Here is a 16,811-nt window from a genome sequence, read left to right on the forward strand (position 1 = left end):
TGCTTCAAGACACCCTGGGCCAGGGGTGGGGGATACGGCGTTCAAAGGCCAGGCCTTCCGGCGTGTCGGCCAGTTGGACGGCGGCCAGCACGCGCATGTCCTGAAGTTCCAGCCGGGTGCGGCCCGGCGCGTTCGTGCATTCGATGGCCGCCGCGACCACCCGCACCCGCAGGCCCTGACCCTCGGCCCGCAGCAGGGCCTCCAGCTCCGCCAGGCCGTCTGTCAGATAGCCCGTCACCAGCGCAACCTCGCCGGGTGGGGAGACGGCCGTGCCGGTCGCTGCGCTCAGCCCCTCCAGCAGGGGGATGCCCCGGTCATGGGCCAGGGCGCGGGCCAGAAGTTCTCCTCCCGGCAGGGCCACGACGGCGTCGAGTTCGGGCAGGCCAGCGGAAAACAGCGCGGCCAGTTCGGACCAGTCACCTCCCGGCAGCGCGTCCAGCCTGGCCCGGAGCTGCTCCGCAGAGGGGAGGGCGGCGGCGACAGTCTCCCGGAAGGCAAGTTTCATACCCCAGCGTACTCTGTTAGAAACTTCACGTCATGCCCCCATGTCTCACCCCCGGTTGGGGAGGGCGATAGCGCAGGCGTAAGCGGGGCGGGTGTGAATTGAGGGGTGAGTGGGAAGTGGTTAGTGGGAGGCCAGAAGTCGAGGTTCTCCATTGTCTTTTCTCGGCACCTCGACTCCCTGACCCCTTGACCCCCAGCACGCTGCCTTCTGCCTGTGGCCTGCCCATCCGGACACCCCCTGCCCGACAGGGGCCAGAGGCGTAGGGTGAACCCGATGCAAGCCGTCTCTGCCCAGGTCGCCGCCCGCCACGCCACCGCCATCGCCGTGGCGGTCACGGCCGGTCACTTCATCAACGACGCTTACGGCGCGATGCTCACGCCCCTGACGCCCGCCTTGCAGGGCAAGTTCGGCGTGAGTATCGCCGCCGTGACCCTGCTTTCCAGCGTGTACAGCCTCACCAGCAGCGTGCTGCAACCCCTGCTGGGCATCCTGGGCGAGCGGGTGGACCGCCGCTACGCCGCCGCCCTCGGCCCCCTGATGACCGGGCTGGGCCTCACGCTGATGGGCTTCGTGCCCTGGTTCGGGGCGCTGATGCTGCTGGTCGCGGTGGCGGGCTTCGGCAGCGGCTTCTTTCACCCGGCGGGCGCAGCCTACGTCGCCCTGAACAGCCCGCCGCAGAAGCGGGGGTTATGGGCCAGCCTCTTTAGCGCGGGCGGCACGGCGGGCATGGCGCTGGGGCCGGTCTTCGCGGGCGTGGGCCTCACGCACCTGCCCTGGTTCGCCCTGATCGGGGCCGTTCTGGCCGTCATCACCTTTGCCGTCACGCCTTCCAGCCATGCGGGAGGCCGCCGCACCTCGCTGGCCGAGTATGCCCGGATCTTCCAGGGGCCGCTGGTGTGGCTGTGGGGCATGGCCGTGCTGCGCTCGCTCGCCAGCATGGGCTACAACGCCATGCTGCCCTTCATCCTCAAGGACCGGGGTTTCGGGATGCGCGAGGTCGGCATCACGCTGGCCGTCTATGCCGTCGCCAGCGCCGTCGGCGGGATTGTCGGCGGGCGGGCCAGCGACCGTTACGGGCGGGTGCCGGTGCTGCGCTCGGCCATCCTCAGCACGATTCCGCCCTTTGCGCTGCTGATCATGTCCAGCCCGGCGAACTGGTGGTTCTATCCCCTCACCTTTCTGGTGGGGGCGGCGGTCAATGCCAGCATCCCGGTCGGTGTGGTCGCCGCGCAGGAGTACGCGCCGGGGCATGTGGCGGTCGCCAGCTCGATCATGATGGGGTTCTCGTGGGGGTTTGCGGGGTTGCTGGTGTTTCTGGTCGGGGCGCTGGCGGATGCGAGTACGCTCACCATCGCGGCGCTGGCGAGTCTGACGCTTCTGATTCCGAGTGCGGTGATTGCGTACCGGCTGCCGGAGCCTCGGAAGGTGGCGTTCGGGGAGGAGTGATATCAACTTCAGGTGAGTCGTAGACGAACCCGAGCAGAGCGAGAAGAAGAAAAGACCGGCTTGCGGCGATGGAAGAACATCCGGTGGTTTGTCCGGATGTTCTGGAATCAGAGCAAGTTGGTATGAGGGAGGGGGTTTGGGGGGCAGGGCATCTTGTAGCGAGCTTCCCCCCGCCCCCCCTACCCCCCACCGGGGGACGTCTCCGCCGCGCGGGGCGGCCCGCGCGTTGACGCCAGGCTTGTTGACGTGTCTCTTCTCTTGGTGGAGGGGGGAGCGGCGCTGCGCTAGGCAAGGGGGTTCCTTGCGTTGGAAGGCTTGCCAGGCTTCGCCCCGGTTTCCCGCTGGTCGCCATGCTCTGCCCACCGGGCGGCCTCGGGCCTGGCGGCCCGAACGGCTCGTCTTCCAGGCCTGCCCACTTGAAGAGTGGGACCTGGGCGTCGGCTCCAAAGTTTGAAAAGACAGACAGGGGAGCGAGAGCGTTTGCTTTCCCATGCTGGCGGCTGGTCGCTGGCCGCCCCTTACCCCCTTGCTGCCCGCTGCCGCCCCACGAACGCCAGAAACTCCTGCTGGCCCAGCGTGTTCACGACCTGGCTAGGGGTCAGGCCCGCTTTGCGGGCGACCGCCACACCGTAGCGGGTGTCTCCCAGCCCGGCGGGGACGTGGGCGTCGGTGTTGATGGCGAAGGTCAGGCGGTCGCGCCAGCGCAGGGTCTCGCGCCAGTCGAGGTCGAGGCGGGCGGGGTTGGCGTTGATTTCGACGACGGTGCCTGCCTCGGCAGCAGCAGCCAGCACCGCGTCCAGGTCGAGGGCGTAACCGGGGCGGCGCAGCACCAGGCGGCCCGTGGGGTGGCCCAGCAGGGTGACGAGGGGGTGCGACACGGCCCGCACCAGCCGCGCGGTCTGCCGTTCCCGGTCCAGGGTGAAGTGGCTGTGGACGCTCGCCACCACGTAATCCAGGGTCAGCAGGTCCTCGTCGGGGTAGTCCAGCGAGCCGTCTTCGAGGATGTCCACCTCGGCTCCCGCCAAGATGGGCAGGCCCGCCCGCTGCAACTCGCGGATTTCGCGCACGTAGGCCCGCAAGCGCTCCAGGCTCATGCCGTTGGCGTAGTGCGCGGCGCGGGAGTGGTCCCCGGTGCCCAGGAAGGTCCCGCCAGCCGCGCCGCCCAGCCGCACCGCCTCCTCCACCATTTCCGGCAGGGTCGCCGCGCCGTCGGACCAGACCGAGTGGGTGTGCAGCAGCCCTTTCAGGTCGGCCACGGTGACCAGCTCGGCGGGCGGGGGCAGCGTCTCCCAGACCTCGTCGTGTTCGGGGTCGCGGTACTCGGCGGGGCGCAGGGGCAGGCCCAGTTCGCGCAGCACGTCCGCTTCGGTCGGTGTGGGGAGGAGGGTGCCTTCCCGCTTCAGTCCCCGCCCGCTGAGGTCGAAGCCCCGCGCTTTCGCCTTGGCGCGGAGAGACTCGCGGTACCCGGTGCTGCCGCCCATCATCAGGTCGAGCGCGCCGCGTGCCCCGGCGGGGGCATAGGCGATTTCGACGGGCACACCGTCCACCCGCCCGCCGAGCAGGGGCTTGGGGTCCACCGGGGCGAGGTCGTCCACCCGCCCGGCCAGCCGGGCCGTCACGTCCTCGGCGGTCCCGGTGACCGTCACGCGGGCCACGCGCACCGTTTCCAGGCCGCGCCGCGCGTCCCCGGCTGGCCGCGCCTCCAGCCCGTCCAGCCAGCCCGCCAGCGTCTCTGCCACGTCCAGCCCGGTCGAGAGGTGCTGGCGGTCCTGCGCGGCCAGCGTGAACTCCACCGCTTCCAGAATAGTCGCCGCACTTTTGGGGCCGAAGCCCTTCAGCGCTGCCACCCGCCCGTCCTGCGCCGCCTCGCGCAGCCCTTCCAGGGAGTCGATGCCCGCGTCCCACAGGGCACGAATCTTTTTCGGCCCCAGACCCCGCACGCGGAAGAGGCCCAGCACGCCGGGTTCGACCTGACTCGCGGCGTCCTCCAGCGGCGCGAAGAGGCCCGTGGTGGCGTAAGCGGTGAGGTCGGCGGCGATGGCCTTTCCGACTTTCGGCACTCCGGCAAAGCCTGCTGCCACGAGGTCCGCGACCGGCGTCTCGGTCGCTTCCAGGCTGCGGGCCGCGCCGCGGTAGGCATTGGCGCGAAAAGGCTCCTGCCCCAGCACGTCCAGCAGGTCGGCGGTGGTGTTCAGCGCCCCCACGAGCTGCTTGCGGGTGACTTCAGGCAGAGCCGCGCCGCTCGGGGACAGTCCGGTAGAGTGCCCGGCCGTCCCACCGCTTCTCTCGGGGGCGGACGCCCCGGAATCCTTCTCAGCCACGGCGCACCCTCCCCGCGTAGGTCACGACCTGCCCGCCCACGTCCCCAAGCTGCCGCAGGGCCTCGCTGAAGCGGAAGCCGACCTCCTGCGGAGAATGCGCGTCGCTGCCCAGCACGAAGGGAATGCCGCGCTCGGCGGCGGCGCGCGTCAGCCCCGGCGAGGGGTACGCCTCGGCCACCGGCTTGCGCCAGCCCGCCGTGTTGAAGTCCAGCGCGAGGCCGCACTCGGCCACCACGTCCAGCGCGCGCCACGCTGCCCCATTCTCCGGGTCGCGGTGTCCGAACTTCTTGGGCAGGTCCAGGTGCCCGATGCTGTCGAAGAGGCCCGACCGCGCTGCCCCCTCCACCAGCGCGTAGTAGTCGCGGTACAGGCCGGCCAGGTCCCGGTCCTCGTACTCGGCCACGAATTCGGGATTGTCGAAGCCCCACGCGCCGAGGTAGTGGACGCTCCCGAGGACGTAATCCCACTCGTGTGCCCCCAGCACCCGCTCCACGAACCGCTCGGTGCCGGGGTGAAAGTCGGCCTCCAGCCCCAGGCGCACCTCCAGCCGCCCGGCAAACTCGGCCTGCACCCCGCGCACGGTGTCCACGTATTCCGCGAGCTGATCCAGCCGCATCCGCCAGGGCGCGTCGTACCACGCGGGCATCGGCATGTGGTCGGTGAAGCACAGGCCCGCCAGGCCCGCGTCCAGCGCCGCCTGCGCGTACTCGCGCGGCTGCCCGCTCGCGTGCCCGCACAGCGGCGTGTGCAGGTGAGAGTCCCAGTGCTTGCTGAGAGGGGGGCGTGAGGTCATGGGGAACAGGGTACGTCACTCCTCCAGCCACCCCGCCGGAAAGCGCGTGCCGGGAAAGATGGACCGTGCCGCCCCCAGCAGCTCCGGCCAGCGCCCCGGTCCATAGCGGCGTGAGAGGTGCAGCAGGCACAACTCCCGCACCCCCGCCGCCCGCGCCAGCGATGCCACCTGCGTCACGGTCGTGTGCTGGTGCCGCGCTGCCAGGGCCGCGTCCTCCGGCGTGTACTGCGCCTCGGCGTAGAGGGTGCCCACCCCCGCCAGCAGCGGCGCGAGCCTGCCCTGCTCGGCCTCGTCCAGCAGGAAGTCGGTCAGGTAGGCGAGGCTCTGCCCGGTCTGCCGCCGGAGGAGACGTGCGGCCAGTTCGCCCGCGTCGAGGGGCGTGCCGTGAACATCTAGCAGGCCGGTCGCCCCCGCCTTGAGCTGTGCGAGCCAGGGGCCACCCTTCAGACCCAGCGCGGCGAGCTGCGCCGGGTCCACTGCCACCCGCTCCGGCTCGCGGACCACGTAGCCCAGGCTCAGGCCGTGATGCCCCAGGGGGATGGCCTCCACACTGGCCTCGGCGGTGGTGAGCAGGGGGCCGTGCAGCGGGCGCGTCCCCTCCTCATGCATCACCTCGAACGCCTCGCGCGCCTCGAAGCGGAAGGTGCGGACCTCCCGCCCGTCCACGTCATGCACATGCCAGGTCGCGTGCAGCTCCGGCGCATAGTTCCACCAGTAGCCCTGAAAGCGGTGCCAGAGGATGCGGGCGGTGCCCGGCGGTCCCCAGATGTGGTTTTCGCGGCCCGTCCGGTCAAAGTTGGCGCGGAAGAAGGTGTCGAACCCCGCCACGTGGTCCATGTGCAGGTGCGAGAACAGCAGGTGGTCTACGGCCTGAACCTCGCTCAGCGGCAGCGCGTCCAGCGTGTCCTCGCCGCAGTCCAACAGCAGCCGCGTCTGCCCCTGGCCGCTGTCGGCACTGACCCACAGGGCGTTGTCTTCGGCGGGACGACCCAGAACCTCTGCCTTGAGCATGGACGCAGCTTAGTCGGCGGGGGAGAGGACCGGGCGCATCCGCCCTCCCAGCACATGCAGCACCAGCCCGCCGAACACCAGCCCCGCCCCCAGCAGCTTCAGGAACGGAAAACCCTCGTGGTAGAAGACGGCGCTCGCCAGCATCCCGAACACGGGCACCAGCAGCGAGAGGGGCGCGACGCGGGAGGCCCCGTGCCGCTGAATCAGCAGGCTCCACACGCCGAAGCCCAGCACCGTGTTCCCCAGCCCCATGAACAGCACTGCCGCCCAGAACGCCCAGCCCGACGTGGTGAGGGTGTGAACCACCGACCCCCACCCCGCCGTCAGCCCCGCCAGCAGCGTGAGGGGCAGGGGCGCGATCAGGCTGCTCCAGATCACCAGCGCAAAGGCGTTCGCCCCGCCCGACGCCCGCACCAGCAGGTTGCTGAACGCCCACCCCAGCGCCGCGACCAGCGTGAGCAGCAGCCCCACCAGCGTCACGTCCCCACCTGCGGCCAGGCCAATCAGGGCCATGCCCCCGAAGGCCAGCGTCATCCCCAGCATCTGCGGCGGCGTGATGCGCTCGCCCAGAAAGCGGGCGGCCAGCAGCGCCGTGAAAAAGGCCTGCGTCTGCATCAGCAGTGAGGCCACACCCGCGCTCATGCCGAGCTGCACGGCCAGGTACAGCAGCCCGAACTGCACGACCCCGACCGCCAGCCCGTATCCCCACAGAATCCGCGCCGGAACCTGCGGGCGCGGCACGAAGAAGACGGCGGGAAAGGCGGCCACCGCGAAGCGCAGCGCGGCGACCAGCAGCGGCGACGCCCCCGCCACCGACCACTTGATCACCACGAAGTTCACGCCCCAGATAAAGGTGATCAGCAGCGCGAGCAGCAGGCTCCGGGCGGGCAGGGCAGAAGGCGGCATCGGTCCGGAGTGTACGCCCGACCGTTGAAGCGCGTGCAGCGATACGGGACAGGGTCATCCTGCATCTTTACTCTCTTTTCCGTATACTCATGCTCTATGACTCATGCTGCCCACTCCTCCAGTACGTCAGCTCAGGCAGAACAGTCGCAACAGGCCCAGGCGAACGCAGCGAATAAACCTGCACTCCTCACGCCGGAAACGCTGCCCGCCCCGGTGATGGCCGGGCGCGACTTCCTGAGCAACCTGGACATGACGCCCCAGGAACTGCGGACCGTGCTGGATACGGCCCATTCGATGAAGCGGGGCGAGTGGCGCGGCGTGAAGCCCCTCTCCGGCCTCAGCCTCGCGCTGATTTTCGAGAAAGCCTCCCTTCGCACGCGGACCACCTTCGACGTGGGGATGTACCAGCTCGGCGGGCACGCCATCACCCTCAGCAACGCCGAGATTGGCCTGGGCACCCGCGAACGCGTCAGCGACGTGGCCCGCAACCTGGAGCGCTGGGTGGACGGCGTGATGGGCCGGGTGTACCTCCAGCAGACGCTGCACGAGCTGGCCGACCACGCCGCCATTCCGGTTATCAACGGCCTCAGCGACATGCTGCACCCCGCGCAACTGCTGGCGGACTACCAGACCATCGAGCAGGCCTTCGGCCCCGACCTGCGCGGGCGGCGCGTGGTGTATATCGGCGACGGCAACAACCTCGCCAACAGCCACATTCACCTGGGCATCCTGACCGGAACGGACGTGACCATCGTCACTCCTGTGGGCTACGAGCCGAACGGCTCCGTCCTGCTGGACGCCGTGCGGCGCGGTGCGAACGTGACCCTCACGAACGACCTGGGCGCGGTGGAGGGGGCGGACGTGCTGTACACCGACGTCTGGATTTCGATGGGCCAGGAGGCCGAGGCCGACATCCGCCGCCGCGCCTTCCGGGGCTATCAGGTCACGCCCGCGATGCTGGACACCATCGCGCCGGACGGCATCTTCCTGCACTGCCTCCCCGCCCACTACGGCGAGGAAACCGTGCCGGAGGCGACCGAACACCCCAAGTCCCGCGTCTTCGACCAGGCCGAGAACCGCCTGCATGCGCAAAAGGCGCTGCTGTACCACGTGATGGGGGAGATGACGCCGAGGTGGTGAGGGCGGCTGTGGGGGGTGGGTTGTAGGTTGTGGGGATGATGGCTCAGGCGACGGTGGGCAAGCGGGAGGAGTGGCTGGACCTCGTGAACGAGCGGGACGAGGTGGTGGGTTGTGTCTGCCGGGAGGAGGCGTGGGCAAAGCGGTTGCCGGTGCGCGAAGACTATGAGGCGGCCTTCCGGCGTGAAACGCGCGAGGAACTGAACCTGAATCCGGACGAGCTGGACTGGCGCGAGATTGCGGCCTTTTCCCCCTTCCAGACGCCTCTCAGCGCCTTCATGCGCGTCTATGAACTCCGCAGGGACGCCGCGCCCGACTTCAATCCCGACGACTTCTCGGAAGCCTGCTGGCTCACGCCCCGGCAACTGCTGGACTTCATCGCGGCGGGCGACCCGGCCAAGGGCGACCTGGCCGACCTCGTGCGGCTGTGTTACGGAGACCGACTGTTATGACCCCACCCCGCATCTTTATCGACGGCGAGGCCGGAACGACCGGCCTGCAAATCCGCGCCCGCCTGGAGGGCCGCGCAGACCTCGACCTCCTGAGCATCGACCCCGCCCGCCGCAAGGACCCGGAGGCCCGGCGCGAGTTGCTGAACGCCGCCGACGTGGCGGTGCTGTGCCTCCACGACGACGTGGCGCGTGAGGCCGTCGCCATGATTGAGAATCCGGCCACGCGCGTGCTGGACGCGAGTAGCGCCCACCGTACCGCCGAGGGCTGGGCCTACGGCTTTCCCGAACTGACGCCCGGAAGCCGCGAGGAGCTTCGCCGCGCCCGCCTCGTCAGCAATCCCGGCTGCTATGCGACCGGCGCGATTGCGCTGCTGCGGCCCCTGACGGGTGCGGGCCTGCTGCCGCCCGAATATCTGGTCAGTGTGCAGGGCTTTTCGGGGTACTCGGGCGGGGGCCGCGCGCTGGTGGACGCCAACGAGGGCCGGGCCAATCCCGGTGAACCCCGTCACCCGATGGCCGGGCCGTTCAAGAGCTATGCCCTGGGCCTCACGCACAAGCACCAGCCGGAGATGGCGCGGCACGGTGGCCTGAAGCATGCGCCCCTCTTCACGCCGCATGTGGGCGGCTGGCGGCAGGGGATGCTGGTGCAGATTCCGCTGCACCTCGGGGCGCTGGGGGTGGAGGCCGAGGCGCTGCACGCCGCGCTCGCGGACCACTACGCCGGGGAACGCTTCGTGCGCGTGATGCCCTTCGAGGGCGGCCAGCCCGCTGACCCCATCCTCGATCCGCAGCTTCTCAACGGCACCAACGACCTCGAACTGTTCGTCTACGCCAGCCCCCACGGGGAACACGCCCTGCTCGTCTCCCGCCTCGACAACCTGGGCAAGGGGGCCAGCGGGGCCGCCGTGCAGAACCTCGACGTGATGCTAGGGCTGGGGGAACGGGACTACACCGTGGCGGAAGGCTGAAGGCTCCCCTGGCCTTCTGCCATCTGCCTTCAGCCTTCTGCCATCTGCGCCGTCACCTGAATCTCCCCGTACACCCCCTCCTGCTCCACGCTGAAGGTTCCCTCCTTCACGCCTTCGAGGAGGGCGGCGAAGTAGGTGGTGCGCTCGCCCCAGTCCTGGGCGGGAATGCCCCGGAAGGTGAAGGTGCGCAGGCGGCTGCCGAAGGCGCGCAGGGCCGTCAGGGCGTCGGCCAGCGTGAGGCGTTCGCGGGCCAGCAGGGGAACCTCGACCTGGCGGACGGCGTTCTGCGCGGCCTTGACCAGCTTGGCGAGGCTGCCCTGGGGGTTTTGCCTGCGTTCGCGGCGGGGCAGGTCCACCGGGACGGGGCGGGCGGGAATCAGGCCCTCGCGCTCGCGGCGGCGCGCGGCCAGGAAGCCCACCAGCGCGTCCAGCTCGGCCAGCGCCTCTACCCCCTCCACCACCTCGTCCAGCAGGTCGTCGGCGTAGTCGCCGGGGCCTGGGTCGTCCGGTTCAGGCTGGGGCAGCAGCAGCCGGGCCTTGAGCGCGATGACGTTGGCGAGGGCGGGCAGGGCCTCCGGGTGCGCGTCGAGGTTCCCCGCCAGCGTGCCCACCCACGCCAGCACCTCCCGCGTGAGCGTCAGCAGCGGCACTTCCCCCGGCCCCACCCGCCCCACCCGCAGCGCCGAGGCGAGTTCGGCCAGCGTGCCCTCAAAGACGGGCAGCCGCACGGTAAACCCTGCCCCGGCAACGGGCGGTGGCGCGGCCAGGGTAGTCAAGCCCTGACCCCTCCCGCATCTCGCGTCCCGCGCACCGCGTCCCTCCCCATCAGAACCTCAGAAACCCCGCCTTCTCCCGCACTTCCTCCATCACCGGCCGGGCAATCTCGCGGGCCTGACGTGCGCCGGTCGCCAGCGCGTCGCGCACCCAGTCGAGGTTGGCCCTCAGCTCCTCGGCCCGCTCCTGCAAGGGCGTCAGCTCGCGGGTGATGCCCTGCATCAGCATCTTCTTGCAGTCCACGCAGCCGATGCCGGCGGTGCGGCAGCCCTCGTAGACCGTCTCGATGGTGGGCAGGTCGGAAAAGAGCTTGTGGTAGTCGCCCACCAGGCACTTGTCGGGGTCGCCGGGGTCGCTGCGGCGCACGCGGGCGGGGTCGGTGGGAGCCACGCGCAGTTTCTGCCAGATCGAGTCCAGCGGCTCCAGAATGCCGATGGTGCTGCTCTCGCCCTTGCTCTTGCTCATCTTGCCCTGGCCGTCCACGCCGGGAATGCGCAGGGCGTCCCTGGCGTACACGGCCTTCGGTTCGGGGAAGGTCTCGCCGTGGGCGTGGTTGAACTTGCGGGCGATTTCGCGCGTCAGCTCGATGTGCTGGGTCTGGTCCTCGCCCACCGGCACGGTGTCGGCCTTGTACAGCAGGATGTCGGCGGCCATCAGCACCGGGTACATCAGCAGGCCCGCTGGGATGCTCTCCAGCTGCTCCGCCTTGTCCTTGTACTGCGTCATGCGCTCCAGCTCGCCCACCGGCGTCAGCGCCGTGAACACCCAGCTCAGCTCCTGATGCTCGGGCACCTGCGACTGCACGAAGAAGATGACCTTTTCCGGGTCGAGGCCCGCCGCGAAGTTCGCCACCGCCATCTCGAAGGTCCGCTGGGCAAGCGCTTTCGGATCGTAGGCGGCCGGGTTGGTGATGGCGTGCAGGTCCACCACGCAGTAGATCGAGTTTTTCCCGTACTCCTCGCCCAGCCGCACGTAATTCCGCATGGCCCCGAAGTAGTTCCCGATGTGCGGATCGCCCGTCGGCTGAATTCCTGAAAACACGCGCGGCATACGCAGGGGATTCTAGCGGGGCAGAAGGCAGAAGGCAGAAGGCAGAAGGCAGAAGGCAGAAGGCAGAAGGCAGAAGGCAGAAGGGGCGTGAAGCCTGTCACTAATTCCTAACCCCTCACACCTCACCCCTCAATTCAGCACCCGCTGATCCGCATACGCCTGCGGCGTCCAGTCGGCCCGGAAGAGGCAGGGACCGGCGCGGCGGTGCGTGGGCATGTACCAGACGCGGACGCCGCCCATGCGCTCGTTCAGGGGGAGGAAGGCGGCCTGTCCGGCGTGCAGGGTGTTGAGGGGGGTGCCGGCCTCGGTGCGGACGCGCAGCCAGGCGTTCATGCCGGAGGGGGACCAGCCCGCCAGACGCAGCGGCTTGCCCGAGACGTTGACCAGCTCCGCGCCCCGCTCGGTGAGGGTGACGCTCAGGTCGGGCCATTCGGGAAGCTGCACCGGGGCGAAGCGGACCTCCAGCCCCAGGGTGCGGGAGCGGGGGCGCTCGCGGTACAGGGCCGCCGACAGCCCGCCCAGGCCAGCCAGCAGCGCGGCCAGGGCGACCACGACTGCGGCTTCGGTGCCGCCCCTGGCCGCGTCCAGGGCCAGCAGGGCCAGGCCCGTCAGCACGCCGACCAGGGGCCAGGCCCAGGCGGGCCGCTCACGCGCGGGGCGGAAGGCTCCCGGCCAGAACTCGGCCAGCAGCAGCAGCGCGGCCCCCAGGCCAAACAGGGCGGGCACGTCCGCGACGGGCGTGAGCCACAGCAGCCCCAGGCCCGGCACGGTCCACCACGACACGCGCGGCACCAAGCGCCGGCCGGCCTCCCGCGCCACCCGCCACAGCCAGTACCCGGCGATAAGGGCCAGGGCCACGGCGTACTGGGGCGTCACCTGGTCGCCGGGGGTGAGGCCGAACCAGTCGGGCATCACCCCACCCCGCCCACGGTCCCCGGCTGGCCGTGCCGCGCCACCTCGAAGGCGAGGTGCCCCAGTTCGTCCCGCAGCAGCCCTTCCCAGGCCGTCCGCACGGCATTCAGGCTGCCGGGCAGGGCAAACAGCAGTGTGTGGCCCGCCAGCCCGCCGACGGCCCGCGACAGCATCGCCGCGCCGCCGACCTCGCGGTAGCTCAGCATCCGGAACAGTTCCCCGAAGCCGGGCATGGGCTTGGTGACCAGCGACTCCACCACTGGAATGGTCACGTCGCGCCCGGTGATGCCGGTGCCCCCGCTGGAAATGACGACCACCGCGTCCCGCATGAAGTCGGTCAGGGCCGCGCGGATGGCGAGCGCGTCGTCCCGGACCACCTGGTAGCCCACGACCTCGTGGCCCCCGGCACGCAGTTCGGCCAGCAGATACTGGCCGCTGGTGTCGGTGTCCGGGGTGCGGGTGTCGCTGACCGTCAGGACCGCGACCCGCACGGACCGGGGCGCGGCGGCGTGGTGGGCGGTGGCGGCAGCGTCGGGCGGCGAGAGGTCCATCATGTCCGGCACGATACGCCGGGCGGGGGCAGCCCAGGCGTGTACGGGGTCACGGTGGGCGCGGGCCTTCACCGCAGCTCTCCTGCTCGTGGTCCCCGTTGGCTTCCGGGGGCTACAGCGCGGAAAGGGGCCGGGGATGGAAATGCCCCTATACTTGCCCCTGTGAAGCCCCTCGGCCCCTACGTGGCCGCGCGTGACCTGACAGGCGACCGGCCCGCCGAAGCGGTGCGGACACTGCGCGCCACCGACCGCCTGACCGGTATGCCGGTGCTGCTGCACGTGCTGCCGCACGCGGTTCCCCTGCCCGATCTCCCCAGCAACCCCTCCCTGCTGCTCCCCAGCGAGGGCGGCATCGACGGCGACACGGCCTACATGGTCACCGAGCTGCCGCCCCATGCCCTGCCCGCCTCCGACCCGCTGCTCACGGCGCGGGGGGCACTCTCGGGCCTGGCCGTCCTGCACGGCGCGGGCCTGACCCACGGCGGGGTGGACGCCGCGCAACTGTGGAGCGTGGACGGCCGGGTGGCCCTGGCGGGGGCTGGCCTGCCCTGGGGCGGCGAGGCCACGCCCGAACGCGACCTGCGCGACCTGCTGCACACCCTCGACACCCTGGGCGGCGTGCCCCCCGCGCTGCGAGACCTGCCGCCCGGTGTCAGCGCCCACGACCTCCTTGCGCGGCTGGACGCTCCCCCGGAGCTGCCGCAGACGCCTGCCCCCGTGGCCCCACCCGAGCCGTCTCAGCCCAACCCCTCTCAGGCCGGGGAGGAGGGCACTGTTCCGCTTTCCATTCCCCCGTCCACGCCCGTCGTGCTCGCGGCCAGCGTGCCCCCGCTTCAGCACGGGGACGCGGCAGGGGAGGCCACACCCTCGCCCCAGGCAGAGCTGGAAGTGGGAGGCGACCTGACCGCCCCTGCCAGCGTCCGGGAGGTCCATGAGGGGGAGGAGGCCACGCCCGTGCCTGCTGCCCCCGCCAGTACGCCAGAACGGGTGACGGGCCGCCGCGTGGTGGGCGAGCCGGTCCGCATCCGCTGGAACGCCGACGGAACGCGCGAACTGGTCAAGCCGGGCCGCGAAGCCCCTGCGCCGGCCGCACGTTCCCGCAGGCCCGCCTGGCTGTGGCCGCTGTTGATCCTGCTGGTGCTGCTGCTGGGGCTGGGCCTCTGGTGGGCCAGGCGCTCGGCGGCGGTATCTTCGGCGACCCCTGCCCCGGTCACTGCCACCGCCGCGGCGTGCTGCGACGTGCGGTTCGTCGTGCGGGGGGCCAGCGGGGTTCCCGTGCGGCTCAGCCTGCTGTCTGCCCCCGGCGGCGTGAAGGTGGACCCCGACCGCGAGGTGGGCCGCGCGCCCGGCACGGTGCATCTGCCCCGGCCCGGCACCTACACCCTGCGCGTCGCCGCCGAAGGTTACACGCCGGGGACTGTGACAGTGACCGTGCCGACCGGGCTGCCGGTGCCGGTGACGCTGGCTCCCTGAGGTCCTGACCAGCCCGCCCGGACACCCCACGCCCCCCGCGTGAGACAATCCGGACCGTGAGTGTGGTCATTCTCGACTTCGGCAGCCAGTTCACGCGCCTGATCGCGCGGCGCTTTCGTGAACTTGGCGCGTACAGCGTGATTCTTCCCGGCACAGCGAGCCTGGAACGCATCGCGCAGGAAAATCCCCAGGGCATCGTGCTGTCGGGCGGCCCCAGCAGCGTCTATGACGCGAATGCCCCGCGTCCGGCCCCCGGTGTCCTCGACCTCGCCGTGCCCATCCTGGGCGTGTGCTACGGCATGCAGTTCCTCGCGCACGAGGCGGGCGGCGACGTGAAGCGGGCCGGGAAACGCGAGTACGGCAAGGCGGACCTGACCCGCTACGGCGGCCAGCTGTTCGCCGGGATTCAGGGCGAGTTCGTCGCCTGGATGAGCCACAGCGACTCGGTCACGCAGCTCCCGCAGGGATACGAGGTCGTCGCGGAGACGGAAGACACGCCCGTCGCGGCCATCGAGAACCCCGTCACCCACCGCTACGGCGTGCAGTTCCACCCGGAAGTCGTCCACACGCCCAAGGGCGGGCAGATGCTGGCGAACTTCCTGGAGATTTGCGGCGTGGCCCGCGACTGGAATGCCGAGCACATCATCGAGGAGCTGATCGGGGGCGTGCGGGCGCAGGTGGAGGGGGGCCGCGTGCTGCTCGCCATCAGCGGCGGCGTGGACTCCTCCACGCTGGGGCTGCTGCTGTCACGCGCGATTGGCGACCGCCTGACCGCCGTCTTTATCGACCACGGCCTCCTGAGGCTGGGCGAGCGCGAACAGGTGGAGGCGGCGCTGCGGCCCCTGGGCGTGAACCTCGTCACCGTGGATGCCCGCGAGGAGTTCCTGGGGGCGCTCGCGGGCGTCTCGGACCCCGAGCAGAAGCGCAAAATTATCGGCCGCGAGTTTATCCGGGCCTTCGAGCGGGAGGCCCGGAAGTATGGCCCCTTCGACTTCCTCGCGCAGGGCACCCTCTACCCGGACGTGATCGAGTCGGCGGGCGGTGAGGGGGCCGCGAACATCAAGAGCCACCACAACGTCGGCGGCCTGCCGGAAGACCTCGCCTTCAAGCTGGTGGAACCCTTCCGCACCCTCTTCAAGGACGAGGTGCGGGAAATCGCGCGCCTGCTGGGGCTGCCCGACCACATCCGCATGCGCCACCCCTTCCCCGGCCCCGGTCTGGCAATCCGCTGCCTGGGCGAGGTGACGCCGGAGAAGCTCGACATTCTCAAGCGGGTGGACGACATCTTCATCAGCGGCCTGCGCGAGTTCGGGCTGTACGACGGCTGCTCGCAGGCGCTGGCGGTCCTGACGCCGATCCAGTCTGTCGGCGTGATGGGCGACGAGCGCACCTACTCCTACACCACCGCCCTGCGCGCCGTCACCACCGACGACTTCATGACCGCCGAGTGGGCACGCCTCCCCTACGACTTCCTGGCGACGATGAGCAACCGCATCGTCAACCAGGTCCACGAGATCAACCGCGTGGTGTACGACATCACCGGGAAGCCGCCCGCGACGATTGAGTGGGAGTGAGGGACTGACCGAGCGGAGCCAGGGAGCATGGTCTCCCTGGCCCTCTCGCTTTCAGGGAAGCACGGGCACGAAATGCTCAGCGGTCGGGAAGGGGTCATGGCAATTTCTAAAACCATGCGCCCTCTCGGGGTGCAGCCTATATGCGGAACTAGCGGGACGTTGGTAGCGTACTGCCTGGTGTGAAGAAGGCGAAAAGATCATCCTTTGTGCCAAGAGGTAGACAGGAGTGGGAGGATTTCGGGCACGGCTTATTTGTAGGTCTTTCTATCGTCTTTGTTGTATATTTAATTTTGACAATGTTGAATGGGGGGATAAGGCGACACAAATACAAGCATTCAGTTCTGTGGTCCTAATATGGGCTACATACAATAGCCTTAGAAGATCGGACGAGCAAATAAAGGTTGCACAACGTCAGATAAGTCTCTCTATTGAGGATCAATCAAGACATAATCTTATCGTGCAGCAGACAAGTAATATAAGCTTTATTAAATTAATTAACTTGAGCGCTGGCTATATTTATATTATATCAGTTGCTTTATGGAGGAAAGAAGGTATTTTTACCAACTCTATCGAGGCGGAAGTAATACCTCCTGGCGGAGTAAAAGTTGTTAGCCTCAAAGAAAGCGCTGGCCCCGCGCCTGAAGACTTTGAGACTGGTCTATCTGTAGTTCGTCCAGAAGATATGTCCCTTGCGGGATTGCCTGAAGAAATAGACATTACATATTGCTACTCGTCAACAGGTGATAAGATCTACAACATTACTTACGAAATAGCTCTACCTTATATTGAGTATGAATCATCAAAGCTTATCGTGCCTATATTACGCCAGAAGGAAAATAATTAAGCGGAAATATTCTGAATGGTCATTATACTGTCTCGTACTTTACGTTCATGGTAAGTGGCATATAGTTACTGAAATAGTGAGTATGTTTGGGTTA

At 69.0% G+C, this 16,811-nt stretch carries 16 protein-coding genes; 7 read left to right on the forward strand and 9 right to left on the reverse strand.

All coding sequences use genetic code 11. The features are described from left to right. Nucleotides 1-4 precede the first annotated feature (4 nt). On the reverse strand, nt 5-505 hold the full coding sequence (locus ABEA67_RS01535; RefSeq protein WP_345459828.1) for a hypothetical protein: 501 nt from the start codon (nt 503-505) through the stop codon (nt 5-7). A 273-nt stretch (nt 506-778) separates the two neighbouring features. Between ABEA67_RS01535 and ABEA67_RS01540 the strand changes: the two genes are divergently transcribed. After that, nucleotides 779-1,951 (forward strand): MFS transporter, encoded by a 1,173-nt coding sequence (locus ABEA67_RS01540; RefSeq protein WP_345459831.1) that lies wholly within the window; start codon nt 779-781, stop codon nt 1,949-1,951. Between the two features lie 518 nt (nt 1,952-2,469). Here ABEA67_RS01540 and ABEA67_RS01545 read toward each other — a convergent pair. The 4 genes from ABEA67_RS01545 to ABEA67_RS01560 form a co-directional block, all read right to left on the reverse strand. Continuing rightward, complete coding sequence (locus ABEA67_RS01545) at nt 2,470-4,182, reverse strand: helix-hairpin-helix domain-containing protein (protein WP_345461770.1); 1,713 nt, start codon at nt 4,180-4,182, stop codon at nt 2,470-2,472. Nucleotides 4,183-4,264: 82 nt separating this feature from the next. After that, a complete protein-coding gene (locus ABEA67_RS01550) occupies nt 4,265-5,065 on the reverse strand; it encodes a histidinol-phosphatase HisJ family protein (protein WP_345459834.1) in 801 nt (266 codons plus the stop codon). Between the two features lie 15 nt (nt 5,066-5,080). Then, nucleotides 5,081-6,076, reverse strand: a complete 996-nt coding sequence (locus tag ABEA67_RS01555) for an MBL fold metallo-hydrolase (protein ID WP_345459837.1) — start codon at nt 6,074-6,076, stop codon at nt 5,081-5,083. A gap of 9 nt (nt 6,077-6,085) precedes the next feature. Next, the gene (locus tag ABEA67_RS01560; RefSeq protein WP_425557150.1) at nt 6,086-6,967 is read right to left on the reverse strand and encodes an EamA family transporter; all 882 of its coding nucleotides are present in this window, start codon (nt 6,965-6,967) and stop codon (nt 6,086-6,088) included. Between the two features lie 231 nt (nt 6,968-7,198). On the opposite strand from ABEA67_RS01560, the gene argF reads away from it, so the two are divergent. The 3 genes from argF to argC are packed head-to-tail and all read left to right on the forward strand — an operon-like array spanning nt 7,199 to nt 9,539. Next, nucleotides 7,199-8,122, forward strand: coding sequence for an ornithine carbamoyltransferase (argF, locus tag ABEA67_RS01565; RefSeq protein ID WP_425557151.1), 924 nt, complete (start codon nt 7,199-7,201; stop codon nt 8,120-8,122). Between the two features lie 35 nt (nt 8,123-8,157). After that, nucleotides 8,158-8,571 carry an NUDIX domain-containing protein gene (locus tag ABEA67_RS01570; protein ID WP_345459846.1) on the forward strand — a complete coding sequence of 138 codons (414 nt, stop codon included), beginning with the start codon at nt 8,158-8,160 and terminating at the stop codon, nt 8,569-8,571. Next, nucleotides 8,568-9,539 carry an N-acetyl-gamma-glutamyl-phosphate reductase gene (gene argC, locus ABEA67_RS01575; RefSeq protein ID WP_345459849.1) on the forward strand — a complete coding sequence of 324 codons (972 nt, stop codon included), beginning with the start codon at nt 8,568-8,570 and terminating at the stop codon, nt 9,537-9,539. The genes ABEA67_RS01570 and argC overlap by 4 nt, the downstream gene beginning before the upstream one ends. Nucleotides 9,540-9,568: 29 nt before the next feature. Here argC and ABEA67_RS01580 read toward each other — a convergent pair whose 3' ends face one another. The 4 genes from ABEA67_RS01580 to ABEA67_RS01595 all read right to left on the reverse strand — a co-directional run bounded on the left by ABEA67_RS01580 (nt 9,569) and on the right by ABEA67_RS01595 (nt 12,826). Beyond that, nucleotides 9,569-10,315, reverse strand: a complete 747-nt coding sequence (locus tag ABEA67_RS01580; protein ID WP_345459852.1) for a segregation and condensation protein A — start codon at nt 10,313-10,315, stop codon at nt 9,569-9,571. Between the two features lie 49 nt (nt 10,316-10,364). Beyond that, entirely contained in the window at nt 10,365-11,363 is a 999-nt protein-coding gene (gene trpS, locus ABEA67_RS01585) for a tryptophan--tRNA ligase (protein WP_345459855.1), read from the reverse strand. Between the two features lie 129 nt (nt 11,364-11,492). Beyond that, the gene (locus tag ABEA67_RS01590) at nt 11,493-12,275 is read right to left on the reverse strand and encodes a hypothetical protein (RefSeq protein ID WP_345459858.1); all 783 of its coding nucleotides are present in this window, start codon (nt 12,273-12,275) and stop codon (nt 11,493-11,495) included. Further along, entirely contained in the window at nt 12,275-12,826 is a 552-nt protein-coding gene (locus ABEA67_RS01595; RefSeq protein WP_425557152.1) for a MogA/MoaB family molybdenum cofactor biosynthesis protein, read from the reverse strand. Before ABEA67_RS01595 ends, ABEA67_RS01590 begins: the two co-directional genes overlap by 1 nt. A gap of 162 nt (nt 12,827-12,988) precedes the next feature. Here ABEA67_RS01595 and ABEA67_RS01600 point away from each other — a divergent pair, with 162 nt between their 5' ends. From ABEA67_RS01600 to ABEA67_RS01610, 3 genes are all read left to right on the forward strand, one after another. Beyond that, nucleotides 12,989-14,299 carry a PEGA domain-containing protein gene (locus ABEA67_RS01600; protein WP_345459864.1) on the forward strand — a complete coding sequence of 437 codons (1,311 nt, stop codon included), beginning with the start codon at nt 12,989-12,991 and terminating at the stop codon, nt 14,297-14,299. A gap of 56 nt (nt 14,300-14,355) precedes the next feature. Beyond that, the gene (guaA, locus tag ABEA67_RS01605; RefSeq protein WP_345459867.1) at nt 14,356-15,873 is read left to right on the forward strand and encodes a glutamine-hydrolyzing GMP synthase; all 1,518 of its coding nucleotides are present in this window, start codon (nt 14,356-14,358) and stop codon (nt 15,871-15,873) included. A gap of 457 nt (nt 15,874-16,330) precedes the next feature. Beyond that, on the forward strand, nt 16,331-16,717 hold the full coding sequence (locus ABEA67_RS01610) for a hypothetical protein (protein ID WP_345459870.1): 387 nt from the start codon (nt 16,331-16,333) through the stop codon (nt 16,715-16,717). Nucleotides 16,718-16,811 lie beyond the last annotated feature (94 nt).

Source organism: Deinococcus carri (assembly GCF_039545055.1).
Classification (GTDB): domain Bacteria; phylum Deinococcota; class Deinococci; order Deinococcales; family Deinococcaceae; genus Deinococcus; species Deinococcus carri.

Excerpts from the sequence above, each read along its gene's own strand:
- ABEA67_RS01595 (WP_425557152.1), bottom strand. The coding sequence starts at position 12,826 with ATGGACCTCTCGCCGCCCGACGCTGCCGCCACCGCCCACCACGCCGCC.
- argC (WP_345459849.1), top strand. The coding sequence starts at position 8,568 with ATGACCCCACCCCGCATCTTTATCGACGGCGAGGCCGGAACGACCGGC.
- argF (WP_425557151.1), top strand. The coding sequence starts at position 7,199 with ATGGCCGGGCGCGACTTCCTGAGCAACCTGGACATGACGCCCCAGGAA.
- trpS (WP_345459855.1), bottom strand. The coding sequence starts at position 11,363 with ATGCCGCGCGTGTTTTCAGGAATTCAGCCGACGGGCGATCCGCACATC.
- ABEA67_RS01555 (WP_345459837.1), bottom strand. The coding sequence starts at position 6,076 with ATGCTCAAGGCAGAGGTTCTGGGTCGTCCCGCCGAAGACAACGCCCTG.
- ABEA67_RS01540 (WP_345459831.1), top strand. The coding sequence starts at position 779 with ATGCAAGCCGTCTCTGCCCAGGTCGCCGCCCGCCACGCCACCGCCATC.
- ABEA67_RS01590 (WP_345459858.1), bottom strand. The coding sequence starts at position 12,275 with ATGCCCGACTGGTTCGGCCTCACCCCCGGCGACCAGGTGACGCCCCAG.
- ABEA67_RS01570 (WP_345459846.1), top strand. The coding sequence starts at position 8,158 with ATGATGGCTCAGGCGACGGTGGGCAAGCGGGAGGAGTGGCTGGACCTC.
- ABEA67_RS01550 (WP_345459834.1), bottom strand. The coding sequence starts at position 5,065 with ATGACCTCACGCCCCCCTCTCAGCAAGCACTGGGACTCTCACCTGCAC.
- ABEA67_RS01535 (WP_345459828.1), bottom strand. The coding sequence starts at position 505 with ATGAAACTTGCCTTCCGGGAGACTGTCGCCGCCGCCCTCCCCTCTGCG.